The organism is Paenibacillus sp. F4, assembly GCF_002894905.1.
GTDB lineage: Bacteria > Bacillota > Bacilli > Paenibacillales > Paenibacillaceae > Paenibacillus > Paenibacillus polymyxa_B.
On sequence record NZ_POVS01000019.1, the window covers coordinates 183,355 to 204,382 of the forward strand.

Below are 21,028 nucleotides of genomic sequence, written 5' to 3' on the forward strand. Positions count from 1 at the left end.
TCCCTCCTGTATTAATCAAATGAGATACCTGGCTGCCTCATATCGTCCTCAAAGGCGTACCGTGTAGCATCAATAGTGTGATTGTCCTTATCATCCAGCCGCGTCCGCGGATTGCCGTCAGCGTCTGTCTGATAGTCAATATTCTCAAACTCTCGCGCAATGTTTGGTGTACGAACTGGATCAATGACGATTTCATCAAGATCATCAAGCCACTTTTCACCGTATTCCACCGATCCTGGCCCCTTCTTAGCGCCTTTGAATCTGCAATGAAGCTGCATTTTTAATTCATCCACCGACTTTGGCTCTGCACTGTCCGCAATGGTCAGCTGCTGGTCATACTTTTTCTTCTTGAGCTTCTCGCCCAACTCTCGGTTAGCTATCTTTACGCCGTATACTTCATCCAGCGCGTAGATTCTCCGCCGTGTTTTATCATAATGCCAGCGAACAAAGGCCAGCGGATCAACACCGTAACCCCAGTCATTGCCCTGGCGGATATTATCGAAGCTTTTAACCTCTTCATCTGTAATTGTGCGGAATGTAAGGTTGTCAAACGGCACCACTCCGGACCCAATAGCTTTCCCGAGATACTCCCATTCATAACGCCGTTGGTTCTTCTCCTTTGCACTCTCAGCCTCTTTTATGAAGGCTTTGGAGATAAACGGGTTGTCCAAATAAGTAGAGTGATGAACGTGTGTATGATCCGGTTGGAATACAGACTCATATTTCTTGTTGACCCATGACTGCTTACGCTTTGGCGGGTTGTAGCTATAGAAGAACTTATAAAAAAGACCATCTCCCAATTCTCCACGCAATAAGGAGTTGGTGATGGTTGTAACTTCTTCTTCCGTCTTAAATTCTGCTAATTCCTCAATCCACCCTATGGCAAATGGGAAGTTGGCATCTTTCAGGGATTTAAGCCTCTCAGGGTTCTGTGCACCTCTAAAGGCCATATAATTGCCTCGCGGCAGATATGTTATCCGCATGGGGGATTTATTAATCTTGAAAAACTGCGACACACCTTGTTCGGTTATGGCCCATTTCATTTGCTCGAAAATGGATAATTCAATGGTGTTGTCGATATAACGTATACCAATAGCATTAACGGGGTAACGCATAAGCAACTGCACAATGATGTGTGCTATATCTGACGATTTCCCTGAACCGCGGCCACCTTTTTCTATGATGTTGAGGATGTGTGGATCATTCGCAGCTCTCCATGTCGCATGAAACGCCTTCGGGATGAATTCGGATAGTTTTCTAGCCATCATCTTCACCCTGTATATCGTCAACAAAAACAGGCGCTACAACGGCGTTAACATCCAGTTTATCAACCCACAATCCATAACGTTTCCCAAGCAGTTCAGCAGCCTTTATGCGATCCTTGCCGTCCAGTTCCTTCTTAACGAGCGATTGCTCACCCATGCCCATGCCCAATGGGAACTGTTCTTTCACCTTCCCACGCAGCACCGATGTAAGAAACTCAAGAATCTCGTCCTGTTTCGCTATTCGTTCCTCGTCCTTTTTCACCACTATCGAGTCGATGTATTCCCTCACCTTAGCATTTCCTAGCAATCTGGAAGCATTTACTTCAGCAGATTTACCTGTAGCCTTATATCCAGCCCTCTGATAGCTTTGAGTAGCGTTACCTGTCTCAATAAAGTAATCTGCAAACTTCTTTTGATTCTCAGATAGCTTCATGTCATATCACCCACCCCCTGTAATAAAAATAAGACAACATTAAATGTTGTCTCGAGTAGTATACAAAGTCCTTTAACTGTTTCTCTCTCTAAGAATCCGTTCAAAAACAAGTAGATTGCTAGCCTTTATAATAATGCCCAAATTAATAAATATACTTGAGATAGATTGTAGTCCTGTTGGAACCTCCTCTATTTTTACTTCCCCGGTAGTAGTGTACCGATGCCCCGCGTAAAGAACACCCATTAAGTAAATTTTAGTTCTAAAGATTAATCCTTGTTCTTTATCAATAAAGCTCTCCTCATTAAATATAAAAACAGGTGAGCCGCTTGAACCAGGAAAACAAGCTGCATCGATCAAGAATTCTTGTTTTCCGTTGTAATCATATTTCGGATGTGTGGCAGTAATACCTCTTCTCATAACAGGAAAATTATTAAACCTATCCCAAATACCATTCGGATAACCAATCATTATAATATCTTCAATTGCATTTAACTGACATATCTGTTCATCCGACGGAATGTCATCTCTAGTTAGTGTCAATATGGAATAATATTTACCTTTTGTTTCTCCCTCACGGATGATCGGCGCTAAAGGCATCATACATAAATCAACATCCTCTGGATGCTTAATCCATCGTTGTTCGAATTCCGTTAAGGTGATAACTTCCTGGCTGCCAAGAATATGGTTACCGTTTTCGTCTGCTAAATTCAGAACGAACCGTCCGACTTCACTACCCTCAATCACATGCTTGTTTGTGACCATTACAATGTACTGTAACGATTCATCCTCTTGTAACATTTGATAGAAAAAACCTGTACCCTCGCTTATATTACCGGCAGCATCTTCACTTTCAATTCTAACAGTACAATGCATGAGTTGCTCGGATAAAGGCAAATCAGCAAGAAGTCTTTTAACCATAATTAACCCAACCTTTTAGTGTTTTTTTTAATATAACACATCTAGTTCAGTTATATAGTATTATTTTCCAAACCCTCTGTCTGCTTTAACCCTCTTTATGCGGTGTTCCTTCTATGGTTCCGTCTGTATAGAGTTTCATGAACTCACCTCGTCATAACTTGCATGGAATATTTCCGGTGGAACTGAATAAAACTCATCACCGAGCCCAAAAATGATGAAATCCCCATGATAAGCAGTCATATTACCTCCTGCCGTTGATATGAATATGCGCTCATCTTCGGCAACTTCGATTATCTTTGAAGGCTTATTTCCAATTAGCCCCTTCGCCCACTCAGCAGCTTCACGGTACTTGGTTGCATCATATTGAATCGCTTCAACCTCTATAGGCTTTTTACTATACTTCGCCATTAATATCACCCTTTCAGCAAATAAAAAAGCCGCCTATTGGCGACTGAGATATTAGTATTCATTTTCAGGCGGCTTCGGCTTCAGCCATTCACCTTGCTCATTGATGAATGCATCTTTGTATCGACCTGATTCTAACTGTCTTATTATATCTTCTTCTTTAGCTACCAAGATATTAGCGAGCTGAGTAACAGTATAGTATTCGTTGCTTTTGTAGTCTAACTGTATTGGAACAGCCATATCGTACAGTACGTCCAGAAATTCATAAAACGTTAACTTACCCATGTTTCTTAGCCCTGAATAATAGGATAATTTGTGGTTAGCGAATTCTTGGAACGATTTGCCTTGAAACTCGCTCGCTAAGACGTTGCTAAGGCGCACACTCAAGAGATTATCGAAATGTGTCTCGAAATCCATTTGATCCATTTTAACGTATTTTGCTTTGAATGCGATCATTTTTATGAGAGGCAAGCCTTTGCGATTACCCTCTTTCAAATGCACTCTAAATTGTTCACGATCCATTATCATCGGCTGTACCATCCTCTAAGGTGTGTTTATCCGACATTTTACAGCACGTTTCTTATAATCGTAAACAGATATTAAGACACACAGCGGAATCGAACCGCTATAATCCTGTATGTGTCATATCCCCGGACTAAGCCGGGAAAAAGGTGTTACTTGAGTTTGTCAGCCAACTGCTTGAGCACGTTCGGTACTGCAATGCTTTGACCTTTGGCTTTGTTACCTTTGATGTAGGCTGTACCCTCATTTGGGTAGTACACCACGCCTTCGTCACCGATGATCGGAAAACCGCTGTCGTCATACTCCAGGTTGGTTTCCACGTATTTACCGTGTTTCTGTGCCTCCCGCTCCAGCGGATGCAGATGAAGAATACCTGTGTTGTCCAAATATGCATAGCTCATGTCGTTTCCTCCTTTGAACGCAAAAAAGCGGCGGTTTCCCGTCGCTTTTCGTCTTCTTTTCACTCAATACTTTCTACCATGAAGGTCATGAGTGATTATTTACTTTTTGCCCGTAGTTCTACCGCGCCCGGGCGGAGCGCCTGGAAAGGACTCTAACCTATTCCTTCCCCGCTTCCACACCACCGCAACTCAGTGCTCTATCACCCTGTGTTCAAAGCGGTGCCTTTAAGCGTGGACGAGTCCTGCCGTGGTAAGGGACAGCAGGGACACCCGGGCGTTAACCCTATGTCCCTACTTTAATTCCGAACTACAGACGTTGTGCGGACGTACTACAGACGCGGTACAGACGTTAAAATAGTGTGATTGATCCTGTTTTTCTGATCACTACTTTCTTCATTTCTTAACTCTGTAAAAAACCCTCTAGCTCGTTTCTAAAGAACTCTAATTTTTCAGGAGTGTTTTCTAACACTAAATTAGTTAAGTGTAACCCATGTTTTACCTTATTATATGTTAATGAGTATTTTTCAAATAACCGTTCCAAAACTTCACTACCTACAACATCTTTATATATTTCCATTGAATCTCGGGGAAATAATTTTCTATCAGTTGTATTCGATGTTATAGAATCTATCTCATATTTTATTTCTTCTGGGTTAATTCTTTCTTCTTCTAATTCAAGATTAATAATTTCAGCCAACTCTCGATAACAATCTAAAAAGTAATTTTCATATTCCCTTCTATCCAAAATAATAATATTATCCGAGTAATTATCTCTTAATTCTTTAATTTTTTCTTCTGTCTTATTGTCAGCATCAATAATTATCTTATAAGGAATTGGGCTTTGAGATACCCCTCCTAAGATTAAATCAAGCTTTTCTCTGTGACTATTCATAGCTGTTTTTTTATTAAACTCCTTACCGGTTCCCTTCATATTCAATATTCTGTAGTTATATCCGATCTGTTTCAACCCATAATGAGAAAGGATTATAGGAATTACAAGTTCCTCTGTCTCACCTTCCACAAATATTATTTTGTCAGACAATGCATAATCACTATTGCTAACACCTATATCAAACAGTATTTCTTGCATTTGTTCCAATTGTGTAAAAATACTGTACCCATTTATCTTTCTAACATGATATAAATACTTTTCCACAGGGTAATTAATTAGAATTGGAGAATGAGTGGTAAATAAATATTGGTGTTCTCCAATATCATTAACTAAATCATATATAGCTTTTTCTGCTGAAGGATGCAAAAAAACCTGTGGTTCATCAAATAAAACAACACTATCTTTTTTAGTAAATAGAACACACAAAAGTAATAAAACATGAGTATACCCGCTACCGCAACTCGATAAAGGAATCGGGTTCTCAATACCTTCAAAATATATACTAATATGTGTATTATTATTATCATTAATAGGTGTACTTATAGAAGTAACATCAGTAAATATTTGAGTGAATGTTCTTTTAATCTTATCAAAGATCCTCTCCTCATTGTTATGTAAAGTATAAAGAAATGCATTAAGATTGGTTCCGTCAATAAATAAGGAACTATGTAAGTTAGAACCTTCTGTCATTGGTACATATCTTGAACCACTTATGTAGACCAGTTTATTTTTCAACAAAAAATAAGTGTTATTTAAAAACGTCGGGAGACTTCCAGTATAAGCTTGGTCATGCCCATGTAAATTTGTAAACAGATATTCTGTTCTACCGCTTATAGAATTATTCTGATATAAAATTATAAAAGTATTGTTATAACACAATTCTGTTTTTTTTATAATCGTATAATTTCCTATATTATCGTAATTAATGGTCAATCTAAGTCTCTCAAAATCTGGCATACTATAATCCGATTGAACATTTTGATTTATAAAATTTAATTCTTCGGTTGATACATTAATTTCTATAACTATTTCTATTAATTCAGGGTTAAAGGAAATGTGATCAACAAGATCCCCGTTAATAACTTTATATATAGCCTCAATAAAAGCTGATTTTCCCGTATTATTCTTTCCTGCTAATACGTTAATTTTATTATGTAAATGAATTTCACCTGATTCTTTAATGCTTTTGTATTTTTTTACGGATACATTTATTATTTTCATCTTATTGTCATTCTCCTTAAAGTTATTCTATTAATACATACTCACCCCAGTTAATAATCAAGAAGAGGAATCCACAAAAAAATATATGCATAATATTCTATATTATATAAATAGCATTCATTAATTTTCCACATTTAATTTTAGATGCCTTAGGTACTTTTACCACAGTCAAAAAAGAAGCTCCTCCATGTCTGGAAGAACTTTTTTCTAACGATTTATATTAAACCAATCAACTTCAGTGTTTCTGCAACCGATTCCACTCCGCGCACAATTCGCCTGTCAACTGATCGGTCTGTTATGCTACTGAACCGGCTCACAGTCCCCCAGCGCGTATTTCCTCTGATAAACCGGAATTCCATTACCCGGCGAACGTTATCGTCCATAATAAGGCTCACAGCCATTTCTACAGCCTCTGTTTTTCGTCTGTATTCCTCCATAACTAGTCGTTCTTTCTCACCTATTGCATTCCTAGCGGACAGGCTATCAACGGTTTTACGCATCCTGGTGTACCGATTCAAAAGGCTTCGAGCCAGCTGCATGTCTGACCTATTTGCTGTCGGGAATAATTCCATTTGCATCGCCTCCAATCGATCGCTCCTTTCACTTTTTAAGAACTTTTAAGTCAAAAGGCCCAATGTGTGAGCGTCATATTTAACGCACCTTTTAAATTCCTGACATGGTGAATCACCATGTCCGACTGTCTTGGGAGGTCTTCGACCATTTGTGGGCGAAAATATTCATCTATTGGGCCTCCCCAAAGTTGGTGACACCCATTTCGTTTCATCCCCACTTCTGGGGAAAACGGATCATGCCCACTTGTGGGCACGGTTGCCGTTGCCACTTCTGGCTACGAAACGTCATTTTGACGACTTGCTTCGCAACATCTTGCGAATCCGAGTTGGTAGCAATTCAATTTACTGAAATTGCGTGAATAGATCTGTTGGTTGCAAAATCCGTGTTTTTTTGTAATTTGGTTGCAGAGACTAATGTCGCTATCCGTTGAAGGGATAGCGGGAATTGCGGTCGGTCTGGTCGACAGCAATCTTCCTTTAAACCAAAGTCCTTAAAGGACTTCAGTCTCTACAATTCACCCTGTCAAACGCCTGTTGCAGATCCGTTCTAATACGTGGTGTGTACATGCGATGCTTCTGTATGCATTCAATCCTTTCAGTTCTCCATTTTGCTCTTTCAAACTCATATATCAAATATGGGTGTCCTTCTGAGACTTCATATAAGGGCTGTAGGCGCTCTCGTTCGTTCTTGGCCTCTCTACGCCTTTTCCTATTATCTCGAAGCTGCTGACAGAGCGCACAAGCTGTCTCGGCATCTAGCTCAATGAACTCCAGCGCATGAATTATATCCGCGCATTCATGATCGTAGTATTTTACTTCCCGATCACTTTTTTTATAGGCCGTCTTGACCTCTCTCAAAATGTCCTGAATCTGCTGAGCGGCTTCAATGGCTTTTATTTGCAAACCCATAGTTCATTCCCTCGCATTTCAAGAAGTCCATTCCCCAGCCTTGTCGGTTTCGGGAATCGTGGTATTCGGTTACTCCAATCTGCAAAGCGGAACTGGAGACAAAGGGGACAAGTTTCCGAAGAAGCATCATTTTTTCAATCAGGTCTGCCCCGTTAAAATCCACTTGATCAATCTCTGCAAGCTCATAGACTGCCTTGCAAAGCTCATATACACCCCATTCATTGTCCGGTCTGTTGTATACCAGTCGGCGGCGAGTTTCTATGTGTTTCAATGCTTTACCACGTCTGTGGTCTTGCCCTTGTGATGTGGTCGCTACCCGCAATTCTCCTGCCTGTGTTCCCACTTCTCCCAAAACGTCTCCCATAGGGATAAGCGAACTTTCTAGCCGCCGATGTTGGTGAACAGTTCCGGTCAGACTTTTTTGACTTATAGGGTGAAATAAATTCAACATAACCGTATCCTCCTTATTTTTCGCTTTGCCGCAGGCGTTCGCACAAAGCATCATATTTATTTAAAGCTGCTGGTCGGCGCGGATCTGATCGGTCGAGCGAATCTATAAATTCAGCACCTTTGAAAATCCGTTCTTTTAGCCGTCCCCGATGATAATCAGCCAATTCATGAAAAAGTTGATCAAAATGGTCGTAGACTGCATCAAGGGAAACTGCATCACATTCGATCACAACAAACCGTTTATAAGTATCGCTATCCATTTGACCTGTTTCGTAGGCGAGTGTAATTTGTCGGTTGAACACTTCTTGATACCGATCTATCAGTTCGTTAATAATGGTAAATGTCTCGGATGGTCTGCATGGTTCGATCATAGGCCAGTTCCACCACCCCAAGCTTTCCGTTACGCTGTTTGGCAAAATTCACTTCGAGAATACCTTTCTTGTCTGAAGCAGCGTTATAGTAATCATCCCGATACAGTAAGGCGATTACATCAGCAGATGTTTCAATTCCCGTACTTCCTGCCAAGTCAGATACCAAAGGACGCTTGTCTTGTCGTTCATTGACTCCCCGCGTTACCTGAGATAGTCCCATTACGTGACAATCCATTTCTTTAGCCGATGCCCTCAGCTTGCGGCATACACGAGCCAATGCACTACCACCGTTGTCGTTTTGTTCGCCATGCTCCTTAACATCTTGAAGGTAATCCACAACGACAAAATCAAGGCCCTGCGTTCGTTTTAGACGGCGCATCACGTCCACGATGTAATCTGCGCTTATTCCCCGTGTGTCGTCTACATAAATGCTTTTCAGAGCTTCCTTTTCACGGATCATGCGTTCTTGGTAATGGTGTTTAGCCAAGCGGCCTGTTCTGAATTGCTCTAAATCTACTTCAAGTTTGTTAGCCATCATTCGTGTGTAAATCTGCCGTTTGATCATTTCAAGAGAGAACATAGCGCACTTGTACCCAGCATTGTTCAGGCGTAGAACATTTTCGATGGTGAAGGCCGTTTTCCCCATGCTCGTCCAAGCGCCCACTACGGAAAAATCTTGTCTATGCCAGCCTGTCGTAATGGAGTCGAGAGGTCTTAAACCAGTCATAAGCCCATAGGCTAGTGTCGGGTCCTCTGCCAGTTTCAGCATGTATTCGCTCCACTCGTCCACGTCTCTGCTCGGGTCGCCCATCCCTCCGCTTTCACTCGTCTCAAGAGTAAAGGCGACGTTTTGAATATCCCTCAGAATAGTGTCCGGGTCTTCACCCTCCACCGTCCTGCTGCGTAATTCGTTAGCTAGGGAAAGAATGTCCCCCGCCAGCCTGTCCTTCTTGAGCGTGCGGATTAAAAGAGGAACACGGTTTTCGTTGAAAGCAGCTTGACGAAATTCCATCAACACCTTAATGCGGTCTGCATCGCAACGGGAAACTACCCCTTTGTAAGACAACCCCTCTTGCTCGTCTACTTCTTGAATCAAGTGATACAGCCAAGTGTATTCGCCAAACAAATCAGGCGACAAAAGATGTTTATTCGCCCGGTATAGAGTCGGGTCTTTCAGGAAGTTTCCTAGCAGTTCTTCGCTCGGCTGCGTTTCTCTCAGATTGTGTTCGGTAAACATGATCGAAGAAATCCCCTTCCCCGGAACTTAATTTCACGAGTTCATTTATTTTTGGCATCCGTTTCAGGACTTGCGATGGACGCGGTATAAAATCAGATTCTTGGAGACAATGAATCACGGCTTTCCTCGCTGGACCGTATTCAACATGCCCAATGACCTCCCACCACGCTTTCAATTTCTCTGGAGTAATGTTGATAGGGAAAAACTCTCCAATCAGCTCCAGTAATTTATTCACTTCACCGTGGTTCACGGACTGTCGTCTCCTTCCTCAAGCTGTCTTAATTGCTCAGGAGTAAGCCGATTCCCCGGCTGCTTAATACCTCCGTTCTGATTCATCACTTGTTCCCTAAGTGCTGGCAACTTCTTAGCCGCTTCCTGTTCTGTTGTCTTTCTGACAATCCCGAAGGTATAAGCTTCCTGAGCGCTTTTCTTTTCAGTCATGTTCATATGGGTTCTTATTGCGTATTCCACACGAACGAATGAGTATTTATCAAAATAGGCCATGATTTTGTGAATGATGCTATCGGATATTCTTCGAGTTGTCCTTGTCTCTCGAATGAAATCAAGATACTCGTCAACCAGTTTTAAATGCTCTGGAGAATAGCGAGAGCGGAAATTTTCAATTTCGGCGGAAAAGTCTTTTATATCTCTTTTCTCTCCCTTGTCTCCCTTATTCCCCTTATTACCTTTATTGTTTGTGTTCACTAGCTGTTCATTTGATGTTCGTTTGCTGTTCACTAGCTGTTCATTTTGATGTTCAAACTGTTGTTCATTTTGTTCGTCTTCGCCCTGATAAAAGGCCCAATTATCAACGGTTATGACTGAAAATTTGTTGTTCGCTTCTATCGTCAAAAAACCATCTGTTTCAAGCTTCTTCATCCACCGCCAAACTGTAGAATCTGAAACTTTTTCTTTTCTTTTCAAACCGCGATTATACGTGGTTTCAAGCTCGAATCTTCCGGTAACAAATTGACCGGGTTGGACAAGAACAGTTTGCCGCCCGATCGGTTGGTAATGCTCTGCGTAACTTGCCTCCAGCAAACAGATTGACCATAGACGATAAAGCTGCATATCGTTAAAAATGGGATTGTCCATGATCTTTCGATGCAGCCTTATCCATCCTTTCCCTGCCATATTTCCACCTACTCTTTTAGGTATTCCATTCCTTCAAGCCCAAAAGCAGCTTCAAAGAAACTACATATTGCCGTTTCATAGCCCGGCTCTAAAATGCGATATATATACTGAGCTGCGAACTGTTCCCGTTCTGACGAATCAGTAAAAGGCATGATAGCAAGGTAAGCCGCTTCGACCATTTCATTTGAACGAATAGTAAATTGAGTCCAATTAAATTTAATGTGATGATACTTACCTTGAAATGCACTATCAGGTAATTTGGGATATCCCGTAAGAAGTTCGAACATTTCAAACTCCCAAGGTTGTTCACTAGCCTTTACCATGTTCATTCAAAATCCCTCCCGTCTGGAAACGTTCAGGCCTTTGAGCATTCTATATCCAGCAATAAATCCTATTACAAAGGATTCTTCCATTTCCAGCGCATGAGCCTCGATAAAGGCATCTTCCAAAGTAGAAAGTGCATCCTTAGCTTCACTGTTCAATTGGTCATACAAATTACCAAATTCGACGGTTAGCTTCTTATTAGCGTCAATAATGTCAGGGCGTTTCAATTTCATAGGTCTTTGCGTAAGATAATGAGAAAGAGCTGTTTCGTACAAGACCTCTTTCATACCTACTTCATAGAAGTTGGCTAGTGTTTTTTCTTGCTCAGTTGAATCTTGATTCTGCATCTTTCTCAATGTAATTCCGACAATTTCGTTATCAATCATCATAATTTTATTCACCGATCGTGCTCTCCCCTTATTGAGACAGCCCTTGCACTCTACGAATACATGATTTATAATGTGCGCGTGGGCTTGTCCCGTAATGTGTGTTGCCTTAACGCCCCGCCAAGGTATTGTTAAGGCTTTTTGTTTGTTCATCGAAAAACTCTTTGACCACTCCAAAATGAATAGATTCGGCTTGTTGTGCCTCGTATATAACTTCGAACAATTTATGTTGTAAATGCTCCCCCGTAAACATACTATCTTCTTGAACGCGACAAAGGATTTCAATTAATTTCCCTTTGATGCTCGTGATACTTGTATGACAATTCATATGATCAATTACCATTGGGTCCATCTCCATTTACACACTCACCGCCTCTCTACGGGCTTTGTATACGTCTTCTGCCCTGCCTGCGTATACGTGGTTTACTGAGGTTTTGTAATAGGTAAGCAATCTCAGAAACTCATACATTTCTGCATGAGTGGCATCTACCTCCCAATGCTTTATGGTTTTCACAGGAACGCCCGCCAGTTCGCTTGCTCGTTCAATCGTCTTGCCGCAATTTTCCCTTGCTTCCTGCAACGTCAGTTGGCTTGCAATATCTCTAGCCACTATATCCCCCAACCTTCCTTTAACTTATTGATCAACTTCATAGCTTCGCCATCATCTTTTGTAATGTCAGGATGAAAGTTTTTTGATAGCACGCGGTACACTTTTTTAAGAACTTTCTTATCGTCCTCACTGTAGTTACTTTGATTGGAACCTTGGTAACTACCGCTAAAGTTCTTAAAAAAATCGCTGTAATCGTAGTTACTATAATCATTGTTCGAGTAACTACCGCTGTGGTTACTTTGATTAGAACTGTAGTAACTACTTTTCTTTTCACGTTCTTCCTGTGCGTCTACCAAGGTTATAAGATACTCCCTATTTCGTAGGGTGCCGAAAACGTCATAGCAAAAATCGTAGGTATTATCTCCATACAATTCTTCGAACTCTTTTTTAGCCTTGTGGTACTGGGATAATATCTTTTCCTGTTCTTGCTTTGCCTTGTATTCTGGAGTGCTTTGGAACTCCTTCTTGATCCTTTCAATGATTGGATCTAGTTTCTCATAGACCATATCCCACAATTCAGATTCACTAATGCCCATTTCCTGCAACTTCACTTCAAGTAATTTAGAGTTCAGACAGTCACCGGGCCAGAACTCTAATAACGTGTAGTAGCTCATAGTGCATATCGTCCACTGTTTTTTCTTCACCTGCCCATTTTCACGGTAGCTATGATGCACCATGATTTTATAAGCATCCATTTTAGGCCGCTCGAATCTTTCGAAACTATGCCGCCATGTATATTTCGTTTTAGTTACTTCACCTATAGTGAAAGTGTAGCTATCAACAATTAATTCTTTACAAGTACCGTAAGGATTTGCTTTACGCCTTTTCAACTTTTGAATGACTACAAACATTTCCTCACCCCGTAGTTACTTTGATAACTTTCTTAGTATCCACAGCAAGTTGTTTGCGGATATTATGAACGATGACGGCGTATTGCAATGGTTTGAAGAGCCAGTTCCGACAGAGTCATCGTGGTAGCTCCTTTATGCAATTAATAGCCGCTCCACAGGAAGGTACACATATTGCATTATGCTTGCCGCCTTTGCCTTACAGTGCTGGTATATTTCCTTGTAATAGACCCCGGCAGACATTTCTTCCTGAACAGTATTTAAGATTAGATCCTCAATTAGTGCTATCACCGAAAGAACCTTCTCCGTAGCTAACTCACGTTGCCCAGCTTTAATCCCAACCAAGCTATTCACCAGTTTGGAGTAATTCATGTACAACATGTCAGCGTTTTTGCTGCCTTGTTTTTTCGCGTAAATGATTAACTCTGAAATGACGTCTGTTTCTTGACGGCGTAACATTTTTCCGTGTTTACGTGTCTGGAGCCATTCACTGGACTGACGTTCGAGTAAGAGGAATCTCATTTTAAAGAATTGATCGACTAAGTTCCTTTTGAAGAGTCTGACAGTTACGGTATTATCCAAATAGGTTAAGAGTAATGTCGCCTGTTGCTCATTAAGCTCATAAACTTTTATTGGTCTACCACCATTTGAGTTTTTGGATTTCAAATCCATAAACCTCAAGGATCCAAAGAATTCAAAATCCTTTATGTGATTTCTCAAAATACGGGTAACTGAATGATGTTGAAGGAGTGCGTTCTCAGCTATGATGAGACTATTCGTGAAAACATCGTTTTCTTTAATCCTTACCAGTTCTTTCATGCCTTCTCTCCTTTCTAAACAGTTAAAATACCGTCAGTTATTTTTCACATATTCACCACGTAACCAACACTCGATTACGTCACGATGGAAAATGATACGAGCCCTAACTCTAACGTGAGGTATTTGTCCTTCTCTCGCCATGTTATATACAGTGGTAGGTGATACGCCAATTAATTCAGCCGTTTCATTAACTGTCAAAGTAATTTTCCCCATTATATCTCCTCCCTTCGATTTTGATTATATTACAGAACAATATGATCATTACAATTAACATTTTGATAATAGTATTGATCATTTTGGTGGTTATAAGATACCAAATGACAAGTAATGTGTCAATACATAATGTTGAATGTACTAAGCAAATTGTATATACTTTTAAGCAAATATAAACGAAAAGGTGATAAACGATGATAAAATGTAACTTGGCAGTATTATTGGCTGAGAGAGGAATAAACATTTCTGAATTGTCTGAGAGAACGGGGTTATCTCGTAATACACTGAGTGCTTTACAAAATAATACGGGCAAGGGAATTCAATTCGAGACAATGGATGCTATTTGTAAGTTATTAGATGTCACCCCTTGTGAATTATTCACATTTGCAGATGTAGGAATCAATTTTATATTTACCAGTCCAAGCAAAAATAAAATTAAGATGGTTCCTCCTGGAACACTAAACATAGTGAAATATTCTAGTTATTACGAGGTTGAGATTTATTTTAACGAATCAGTAATGACATTAAAGGGATTATTAAATACAGATCATTATCCAGAACGTTCACAAATTTTTTTTTCTGTTAAAGATAAATCTGATCTCGAAAAAATCCCTTTGATCTTCAGACAAGAAATTTTTAATGCAATTACCGACTTTGCAGTTAATGAATTAAATGACACCTATGAGGTACCGATAAAGATAAATAAAAACTCCATAGAAATAAAATTTCTAGACAATGTGTTTATTGAGAAAGAGATAGAATTTTTTTTGAATTATCAAGATGATGGGTTAGACAAATTACTTGATGAATAACTAAATTTTTATAATCTTATATCTATGAGTAGAAGACCAAATCATATATTTTTCATCTCCAGTTTTAATATAAAAACGAACCTAAAACTAAAAAAAGCAGTCTGTATCTAAGACTTGAAAACCCCCTTTTGCTTTAAGTTTTCAGGCTAAACACAAGGGTGTCTACATCTTAACCAAAGGAGTGAATAGGATGGCCAATATCCAGCAAAGAGGAGATAATTCATGGTTTTTTACTGTATACACAGGAGTACAAGCAAGTGGAAAATATGGACGGAAAACCAAGACTGTCACAATTGATGATAAAAAACTTCTTAAGACTAAAAAACGTCTACAAGATTACTTAGACGACGAGTACTCAAAATTTAGACAAGAGGTTTTGGCTGGAGAGTACATTGCACCGGAAAAAATGACGTTTAAAAACTTTGTTACTGAATGGAGAGAGAAGTATGCAAACAAACATCTTGCTGAAAGAACCTTATATGTATACGAAAACAGCCTTAAAACGCATATAATTCCTGTATTCGGACATATGCGACTAGATCAAGTAAAACCGTTGCACATTGTAGACTATCTGGAGTCGTTAAGCAAAGAGGGGAGCCGACATGATCGCAAAAAAGGATCCTTGTCATCTGGTACCATTCAATATCATCATCGTATCTTAAAAAATATATTTTCGCGTGCCATTGAATGGAGAATTATAAAAATCAACCCTACTAACAATGTTCAAAAGCCCAAGGTTGTATATAAAGAGATCATCCCCTATGACGAGAAGGAGGTACAACAACTATTAGAAGCACTTCAAAAAGAACCTTATCATTGGCGGGTAATGATTACATTAGCGCTAACAACTGGCTTGAGGCGTGGTGAATTACTTGGTTTAGAATGGAAACATATTAACTTAAAAACTGGTGTTATTGATGTGAAACAAAGCGTATCATCTTCTACAGCTGGTAAAGCTTCAGTTAAGGAACCGAAAACCAAGAATTCCCGGCGTAAAGTAGCATTGCCTAGGTCTGTTCTTGAGGAGTTAAAAGAGTATTACAAATACCGCGCAAGGGAAAGGGATAAATTGGCAGATAATTGGTTTGGAGGGGATCACTTCTTTGTATTTGCCCACGCTAACGGAAAAGCATTCCATCATGAACGTCCTTATCTATGGTTTAGGCAATTTGTGCTGAAGAATAACTTTAGATATATCCGATTTCATGATCTTCGGCACACTTCAGCAACACTACTCATCAATCAAGGCGTACATGCCAAAATTATTTCTGAACGTCTCGGTCACGGCAGCATAAGTACAACAATGAATATTTATGGACACGCTCTCCAAACGGCTGATCAAGCCGCCGCCGATAAATTTGAAAATCTGCTTTCTTTAAAAGCTAGCACACAAAAATAAAGGCGCTGACTCAAAAAATAGCCAACACCTCATTTGTGATATTTCAGTATAATTTGACATTGTTTTTCGTGGAATACCTGTCTTTATCACATCATATTCACATCAATAAGAAGATACAGTCCTATATTATTAATTAAATCCAACCTGTATCACATAAAAACACAGATATTAAAGCCTTTTTTTCAACTGTATTAATTACTTACAAGGAGAGCGATACTTTCCACATGCACCGTATGCGGAAACATATCTACGGGCTGCACTTCCACAGTACTGTACCCGCCATCCTCCAGTATCCTTAAATCCCGCGCCAGTGTGCTTGGATTACAGGATACATACACCACGCGTTCTGGCTTCATCTCCAAAATGGTGTCGAGTAGGCGTGGATCACAGCCCTTACGGGGCGGATCAACGACGATAACGTCGGCGGTGATGCCTTGCTCTTTCCATGCAGGAATGACGTCCTCGGACGCGCCTACCTCAAATTTCACATTGCGCATTTCGTTCAACAGCGCATTGCTCCGTGCATCGTCGATGGCTTCTTTGACGATCTCCACCCCATACACCTGATCCGCATGCTGAGCGAGGAACAAAGAAATCGTGCCGATGCCGCAATACGCATCAATTACCGTTTCTTTGCCCGTGAGCCCGGCATATTCGACGGTTTTGCTATACAGCACTTCCGTTTGTACGGGATTCACCTGATAAAAGGATCTCGCGGAAATCGCAAACTGTACGTTTCCAATGTAGTCGTAGATCACGTCACGCCCCCACAGTACACGAGTCTCGTCGCCAAAAATAACGTTCGTTCGCTTCGTATTCACGTTCTGGCATATGCTTGCCACGTGTGGGATATGCTCACGGATACTGCCGATCCACGCATCTGCGTGTGGAATATCTCGTCCATTCGTCACGAGCACCAGCATCATTTCCCCCGTGCGAAAAGCAGTCTTTACAACGACATGGCGCAGCAGCCCGCGTCCGGTTTCTTCATTATATGCACTGATGCCCAGCATTCGGCCAATCTCTTTCACACGTGCGACAACTTCGTCATTACGCTCATCCTGAATGAGACAGGTGTTCATATCCACAATTCGATGGCTGCCACGTGCGTAGAAACCGCCGACAAGCCCACCCTCGGTGACACCAATCGGCACCTGGGCTTTGTTGCGGTATCGCCAAGGCTCACTCATACCGAGTGTAGGATGCACGACTACGCCATGTACACGCGACATGCTGTCGGCATTTCCATCCGCATTCATGGCCGAATCAGAAGTCGAGACTGTATCGGCCTCACCATCTGTATCCGCAGAAGCAGCCAAAACCTGTGCAGTATGCTCACTGGACTCCGTAGCCACACTCAGCTTCCCGATACGCTCCAGCACATCCACGACATGCTGGCGTTTCCAGCTGAGCTGCGCTTCGTAGCTCATATGCTGGATCTGACAACCGCCGCATTGATCGTAGATGGCGCATGGAGCTGCGATCCGGTCAGGGCTAGCCTGCACGATATCCAGCAGCTTGGCATAGCCATACTGCTTTTTCGTTTTCAACACCTTTACTCGAACCTTTTCACCCGGTAACGCACCTGGAACGAACAGCGTAAAACCCTCGACACGTCCTACACCCTCGCCATCGTGGTTCATGCCGATGATGTCTATCACGGCCTCATCGTTCTTTTGTACAGGCAGATCGCTACGCTCTACACTGGATCGAATACGATTGGATGGAGTTGCTGTTGCTGCATTCCGGCGGCTTTTTCCACGTCCGCTACGGTTATTCGTCATGATTGTCACTTCTTTCTGATCTTCTTTTTATGCGGTATTTTCTTTCGGACGTCTAATTTGAACGGTCATCTAAACATACAAACATCAACTCGAAAATGCCGTTACTCCCCACGGAGAACGGCAAAAACCAATATGTTTACACAAAAAAACAACTACCTACTCTGCATTCCATATACTATATTGCGTTGCCGTCCGGAAGCAGAAATATTTCCTCATCATTCCTCACCGGAAAACATTCAAATGATGCGGCAGATTCCGGAACGTCGCTGGCAAGGTGCCCCCCAGTTCGCCATCCAGATTAAGCTGGACGTAGCCGGGTGAGGTCACTTCCATGTAATCTGTTTTAAAATAAACAATCTTCTTATCTTGCAAATGCTCACCACGCAGCGCAAGGGTTACCAATCGGATCATTTCCGCCAGATTACATTTCCGCACAGCGATGACATCGAGGAGCCCATCATCTATTGTCGCCCCAGGAGCAAGCTTTTCAAACCCGCCCACCGAATTCGTATTCGCAATCAGGAAGAGCATAAACTCGTCGTGGATCACTTCCTGACCCGAAGCCTTGATGATCAGCTCCTGTGGAGCAAGGCTGACCATCTTCTCCATGCCTTTAAAATAATACGCCAACTGGCCAATCATCGTTTTTAGCTTGCTCGGAACTTCATACGTAAGCTCGGTTAAAGTTCCCCCGCCTGCAATGTTGATAAAGTAGCGGTCGTTCGCTTTTCCGATATCCAGCGGTTTCGGATTTTGACGAATAACGAGGTCGCAATAATCCTCCCAGTGCTTGGGGATGCCCAGTGCTCTGGCGAAATCATTCGTCGTCCCCAGAGGAAACACACCTAGGGGCGGGCGGTTTTCTCTTTCAGCCATCCCGTTAATGACCTCATACAATGTACCGTCGCCACCAGCGGCGATAATCATGTCATACCCACGCTCAATGGCCTCTATTGCGGCACGCGTTGCGTCCCCTTCACCCGTAGTTGCATGGCAAGAGGCTTCAATACCCCCTTCATCTAGGCGCTGCAAAACATCCGCAAGACGACGCTTCATTTCCTCACGCCCAGAGGTCGGATTATAGATTAATCTAGCTCTTTTCATTCCGTTACGCCACCCGTATATTTAATGATATTTATATTCACATAGCAGTTCATCACATTCAGTCTGTACAAAATATCATCATACTGGAAAAAGACCTCTTTTACAATAAAAGAAGCCAGACTTTGCCCAAATAAGGAAATTTAAGGCTAAGATGACGCTATAGCCGAACCAGACTACCTATGACTTGACCTTGCTTGCTTCTGCACACTTTGCAATAATTCACGAATTTGTCTATCCATCCAGCTTGTGAGCAAAGGATGCGGTAATAAAGGGTCTCCTGAATAACGGTATTCGAGTCCCTGCAAGCGTTTAGGAATCATACGACTTGTAAAATATCCCGAACTCAAAAATAGCGGTGCCACAATAACATCATGACCCCGCTCCTGATTCCAATACGCTGCCTTGTCGTACACACTCTCGGGATTTAACAAAGCGTGGTCCGTGATGATACCGCTCACGCTTTGCACCGTACGGGCCAACGAAGAAATCCCCTGCTCCCAGCGCTGAAAAAAGCCGTTGTGCACACTGCCGTGACCTACGAGTAAAATAACCTCTCTCGCAGGGTCGGCTGATAGCGGGCGAACCTTGTCCCACACCATGCGGGCAACATCTTCTCCGTCATCCAGCGGGCTGCCAAAATGCACTTGCGCCTTCAGTCGAAACGGCTCCAAATCTGTTTCTTTGTCCGGCGCATCTTTGACACCCAGCGCATAGCTAATCTCATCTACATGCGTACTGCCTGATGACACAAACAAAGGTATAACCAATATATCTGTTACACCCAAGGCTTCCAGACGGTCAATACCATTTTGAATCAATCTTCCTTTAACCGTTTCCAAAAATGAAACCTCTATCGGCATTTCTTCCGACAAATGAAGCTTCGCAACTGCCTGATCCACCTGTTCCACCCAATATGGCTCCCTAGAGCCATGGCTGATTACCAGTATCCCAGGGCTCCGCATTAGCGTCCCAGACGTTCCAGAGTCATTTTGTACCCGTCATTACCATAGTTCAGACAACGTTTAACACGTGAAATGGTAGCTGTACTGGCCCCCGTCTCTGCTTCAATCTGATTATATGTGCTGCCTTTGCCTAGCATACGGGCAACCTCTAGACGTTGGGAGAGGGATTGAATTTCATTAATCGTGCACAGATCATCAAAAAATACATAGCACTCTTCCAAATTTTTAAGAGTTAAAATAGCTTCGAACAATTGATCAATACTTTTATCATTAAGCTTTTTAAGCTGCATGGATTATCATCTCCCAAGGTTACGATCTCTCCTCATTGTACCCGAGGAATAGTCGGTTTTTCAAGCATTAACGGTTTCACGCATTACAGAACAACATTATGACCATAGAAACGTACCGTACGAATGCCCAAATCCGCTTTTATACCTGATTTCGGGACACGCGCCTAAACCCACTGTGCGTTTGTAACATACAGTAGAGTATCAACCTGCAAAGGAATGTGATCTCATGCCTGGACACTACTATCATCGGAGGCCGCTACAGCGTTCCCTTTCCGATCCGTATAGTTCATCTCCTTATCCCGGACTCGATCCATACAACGAGGTTCCGCAAGCCGGTTCTTCCGGGCTGGTTCCTTACGAGGCGCCAGCGAGTATTACGGATTCTGCCGTGGTCACACCAGACCCGGTTCCAGCCAAAGGAGGACTGCTTGGGGGTCTTGGCAACCTCGGTAATCTCAACGAAATCAAAGGCTTCATTGACCGTATGGGTGGCATTGATGGAATTGTTGCTACGGTCGGCAAGGTGCAAAAGGTTATGTCTAGTGTGCAGCAATTTGCTCCAATGGCGAAGCTGATTATGGGCTCGCTCCCAGCCTTCGGAAAATCCGCGAGCAAAAATTCTGCCACAGATATCACCGAGGAATTGGATGAATACACACCACCACGCCCACGCCGGAAAAAGACGCAGCGCAAAAGCACCACTACCCCGCGCAGACGTCCGCGCAAGCGCAAAAGAAAGTAGATTAT

At 42.0% G+C, this 21,028-nt stretch carries 27 protein-coding genes; 3 read left to right on the forward strand and 24 right to left on the reverse strand.

Translation table 11 applies throughout. The features are described 5' to 3' along the window. Positions 1 to 11: 11 nt before the first annotated feature. The 20 genes from C1T21_RS22825 to C1T21_RS22920 form a co-directional block, all read right to left on the reverse strand. Positions 12 to 1,265: a PBSX family phage terminase large subunit gene (locus C1T21_RS22825; protein ID WP_103049876.1), complete on the reverse strand. Its 1,254-nt coding sequence runs from the start codon at positions 1,263 to 1,265 to the stop codon at positions 12 to 14. After that, positions 1,258 to 1,698, reverse strand: a complete 441-nt coding sequence (locus tag C1T21_RS22830; protein WP_103049877.1) for a terminase small subunit — start codon at positions 1,696 to 1,698, stop codon at positions 1,258 to 1,260. Before C1T21_RS22830 ends, C1T21_RS22825 begins: the two co-directional genes overlap by 8 nt. Positions 1,699 to 1,770: 72 nt before the next feature. Then, a complete protein-coding gene (locus C1T21_RS22835) occupies positions 1,771 to 2,616 on the reverse strand; it encodes a S1 family peptidase (protein ID WP_103049878.1) in 846 nt (281 codons plus the stop codon). Between the two features lie 135 nt (positions 2,617 to 2,751). Continuing rightward, positions 2,752 to 3,024: a hypothetical protein gene (locus C1T21_RS22840; protein WP_103049879.1), complete on the reverse strand. Its 273-nt coding sequence runs from the start codon at positions 3,022 to 3,024 to the stop codon at positions 2,752 to 2,754. A gap of 51 nt (positions 3,025 to 3,075) precedes the next feature. Next, positions 3,076 to 3,549 (reverse strand): hypothetical protein, encoded by a 474-nt coding sequence (locus C1T21_RS22845; protein ID WP_103049880.1) that lies wholly within the window; start codon positions 3,547 to 3,549, stop codon positions 3,076 to 3,078. A 146-nt stretch (positions 3,550 to 3,695) separates the two neighbouring features. Beyond that, entirely contained in the window at positions 3,696 to 3,944 is a 249-nt protein-coding gene (locus C1T21_RS22850; protein WP_103049881.1) for a hypothetical protein, read from the reverse strand. Positions 3,945 to 4,344: 400 nt separating this feature from the next. Then, positions 4,345 to 6,057 carry an ATP-dependent nuclease gene (locus tag C1T21_RS22855; RefSeq protein ID WP_103049882.1) on the reverse strand — a complete coding sequence of 571 codons (1,713 nt, stop codon included), beginning with the start codon at positions 6,055 to 6,057 and terminating at the stop codon, positions 4,345 to 4,347. 215 nt (positions 6,058 to 6,272) lie between these two features. Next, positions 6,273 to 6,629 (reverse strand): hypothetical protein, encoded by a 357-nt coding sequence (locus C1T21_RS22860; protein WP_103049883.1) that lies wholly within the window; start codon positions 6,627 to 6,629, stop codon positions 6,273 to 6,275. A 501-nt stretch (positions 6,630 to 7,130) separates the two neighbouring features. Further along, entirely contained in the window at positions 7,131 to 7,538 is a 408-nt protein-coding gene (locus C1T21_RS22865) for a hypothetical protein (RefSeq protein WP_103049884.1), read from the reverse strand. Beyond that, complete coding sequence (locus C1T21_RS22870; protein WP_103049885.1) at positions 7,513 to 7,989, reverse strand: hypothetical protein; 477 nt, start codon at positions 7,987 to 7,989, stop codon at positions 7,513 to 7,515. Before C1T21_RS22870 ends, C1T21_RS22865 begins: the two co-directional genes overlap by 26 nt. A gap of 13 nt (positions 7,990 to 8,002) precedes the next feature. Beyond that, positions 8,003 to 8,359 (reverse strand): hypothetical protein, encoded by a 357-nt coding sequence (locus tag C1T21_RS22875; RefSeq protein ID WP_103049886.1) that lies wholly within the window; start codon positions 8,357 to 8,359, stop codon positions 8,003 to 8,005. Beyond that, complete coding sequence (locus tag C1T21_RS22880; protein ID WP_103049887.1) at positions 8,316 to 9,596, reverse strand: replicative DNA helicase; 1,281 nt, start codon at positions 9,594 to 9,596, stop codon at positions 8,316 to 8,318. Before C1T21_RS22880 ends, C1T21_RS22875 begins: the two co-directional genes overlap by 44 nt. Before the next feature lie 246 nt (positions 9,597 to 9,842). Continuing rightward, positions 9,843 to 10,730, reverse strand: coding sequence for a hypothetical protein (locus C1T21_RS22885; RefSeq protein ID WP_103049888.1), 888 nt, complete (start codon positions 10,728 to 10,730; stop codon positions 9,843 to 9,845). An 8-nt stretch (positions 10,731 to 10,738) separates the two neighbouring features. After that, the gene (locus C1T21_RS22890) at positions 10,739 to 11,059 is read right to left on the reverse strand and encodes a hypothetical protein (protein ID WP_103049889.1); all 321 of its coding nucleotides are present in this window, start codon (positions 11,057 to 11,059) and stop codon (positions 10,739 to 10,741) included. Then, positions 11,060 to 11,455: a hypothetical protein gene (locus C1T21_RS22895; RefSeq protein WP_103049890.1), complete on the reverse strand. Its 396-nt coding sequence runs from the start codon at positions 11,453 to 11,455 to the stop codon at positions 11,060 to 11,062. A gap of 94 nt (positions 11,456 to 11,549) precedes the next feature. Then, positions 11,550 to 11,783 (reverse strand): hypothetical protein, encoded by a 234-nt coding sequence (locus C1T21_RS22900; RefSeq protein WP_103049891.1) that lies wholly within the window; start codon positions 11,781 to 11,783, stop codon positions 11,550 to 11,552. Positions 11,784 to 11,798: 15 nt separating this feature from the next. Continuing rightward, positions 11,799 to 12,050: a helix-turn-helix domain-containing protein gene (locus C1T21_RS22905; RefSeq protein WP_103049892.1), complete on the reverse strand. Its 252-nt coding sequence runs from the start codon at positions 12,048 to 12,050 to the stop codon at positions 11,799 to 11,801. After that, positions 12,050 to 12,901, reverse strand: coding sequence for a hypothetical protein (locus C1T21_RS22910; protein WP_103049893.1), 852 nt, complete (start codon positions 12,899 to 12,901; stop codon positions 12,050 to 12,052). Before C1T21_RS22910 ends, C1T21_RS22905 begins: the two co-directional genes overlap by 1 nt. Positions 12,902 to 13,033: 132 nt before the next feature. Continuing rightward, a complete protein-coding gene (locus C1T21_RS22915) occupies positions 13,034 to 13,717 on the reverse strand; it encodes a Rha family transcriptional regulator (protein ID WP_103049894.1) in 684 nt (227 codons plus the stop codon). Positions 13,718 to 13,750: 33 nt separating this feature from the next. Continuing rightward, entirely contained in the window at positions 13,751 to 13,930 is a 180-nt protein-coding gene (locus C1T21_RS22920; RefSeq protein WP_103049895.1) for a helix-turn-helix domain-containing protein, read from the reverse strand. A gap of 194 nt (positions 13,931 to 14,124) precedes the next feature. On the opposite strand from C1T21_RS22920, the gene C1T21_RS22925 reads away from it, so the two are divergent. Beyond that, the gene (locus tag C1T21_RS22925; protein WP_103049896.1) at positions 14,125 to 14,742 is read left to right on the forward strand and encodes a helix-turn-helix domain-containing protein; all 618 of its coding nucleotides are present in this window, start codon (positions 14,125 to 14,127) and stop codon (positions 14,740 to 14,742) included. A gap of 190 nt (positions 14,743 to 14,932) precedes the next feature. Beyond that, on the forward strand, positions 14,933 to 16,141 hold the full coding sequence (locus C1T21_RS22930; RefSeq protein ID WP_103049897.1) for a site-specific integrase: 1,209 nt from the start codon (positions 14,933 to 14,935) through the stop codon (positions 16,139 to 16,141). Positions 16,142 to 16,332: 191 nt separating this feature from the next. Here the strand turns inward: C1T21_RS22930 and rlmD are convergent, their stop codons facing one another. From rlmD to C1T21_RS22950, 4 genes are all read right to left on the reverse strand, one after another. Continuing rightward, positions 16,333 to 17,925: a 23S rRNA (uracil(1939)-C(5))-methyltransferase RlmD gene (rlmD, locus tag C1T21_RS22935; RefSeq protein WP_103049898.1), complete on the reverse strand. Its 1,593-nt coding sequence runs from the start codon at positions 17,923 to 17,925 to the stop codon at positions 16,333 to 16,335. 222 nt (positions 17,926 to 18,147) lie between these two features. Next, positions 18,148 to 19,029 (reverse strand): diacylglycerol kinase, encoded by an 882-nt coding sequence (locus C1T21_RS22940; RefSeq protein ID WP_013308843.1) that lies wholly within the window; start codon positions 19,027 to 19,029, stop codon positions 18,148 to 18,150. A 173-nt stretch (positions 19,030 to 19,202) separates the two neighbouring features. After that, on the reverse strand, positions 19,203 to 19,991 hold the full coding sequence (locus tag C1T21_RS22945; protein ID WP_081112480.1) for a sirohydrochlorin chelatase: 789 nt from the start codon (positions 19,989 to 19,991) through the stop codon (positions 19,203 to 19,205). Then, positions 19,991 to 20,281, reverse strand: coding sequence for a YerC/YecD family TrpR-related protein (locus C1T21_RS22950; protein WP_007428885.1), 291 nt, complete (start codon positions 20,279 to 20,281; stop codon positions 19,991 to 19,993). Before C1T21_RS22950 ends, C1T21_RS22945 begins: the two co-directional genes overlap by 1 nt. Positions 20,282 to 20,507: 226 nt before the next feature. Here C1T21_RS22950 and C1T21_RS22955 point away from each other — a divergent pair, with 226 nt between their 5' ends. Then, positions 20,508 to 21,023: a hypothetical protein gene (locus C1T21_RS22955; RefSeq protein ID WP_061830840.1), complete on the forward strand. Its 516-nt coding sequence runs from the start codon at positions 20,508 to 20,510 to the stop codon at positions 21,021 to 21,023. Positions 21,024 to 21,028: the final 5 nt, after the last annotated feature.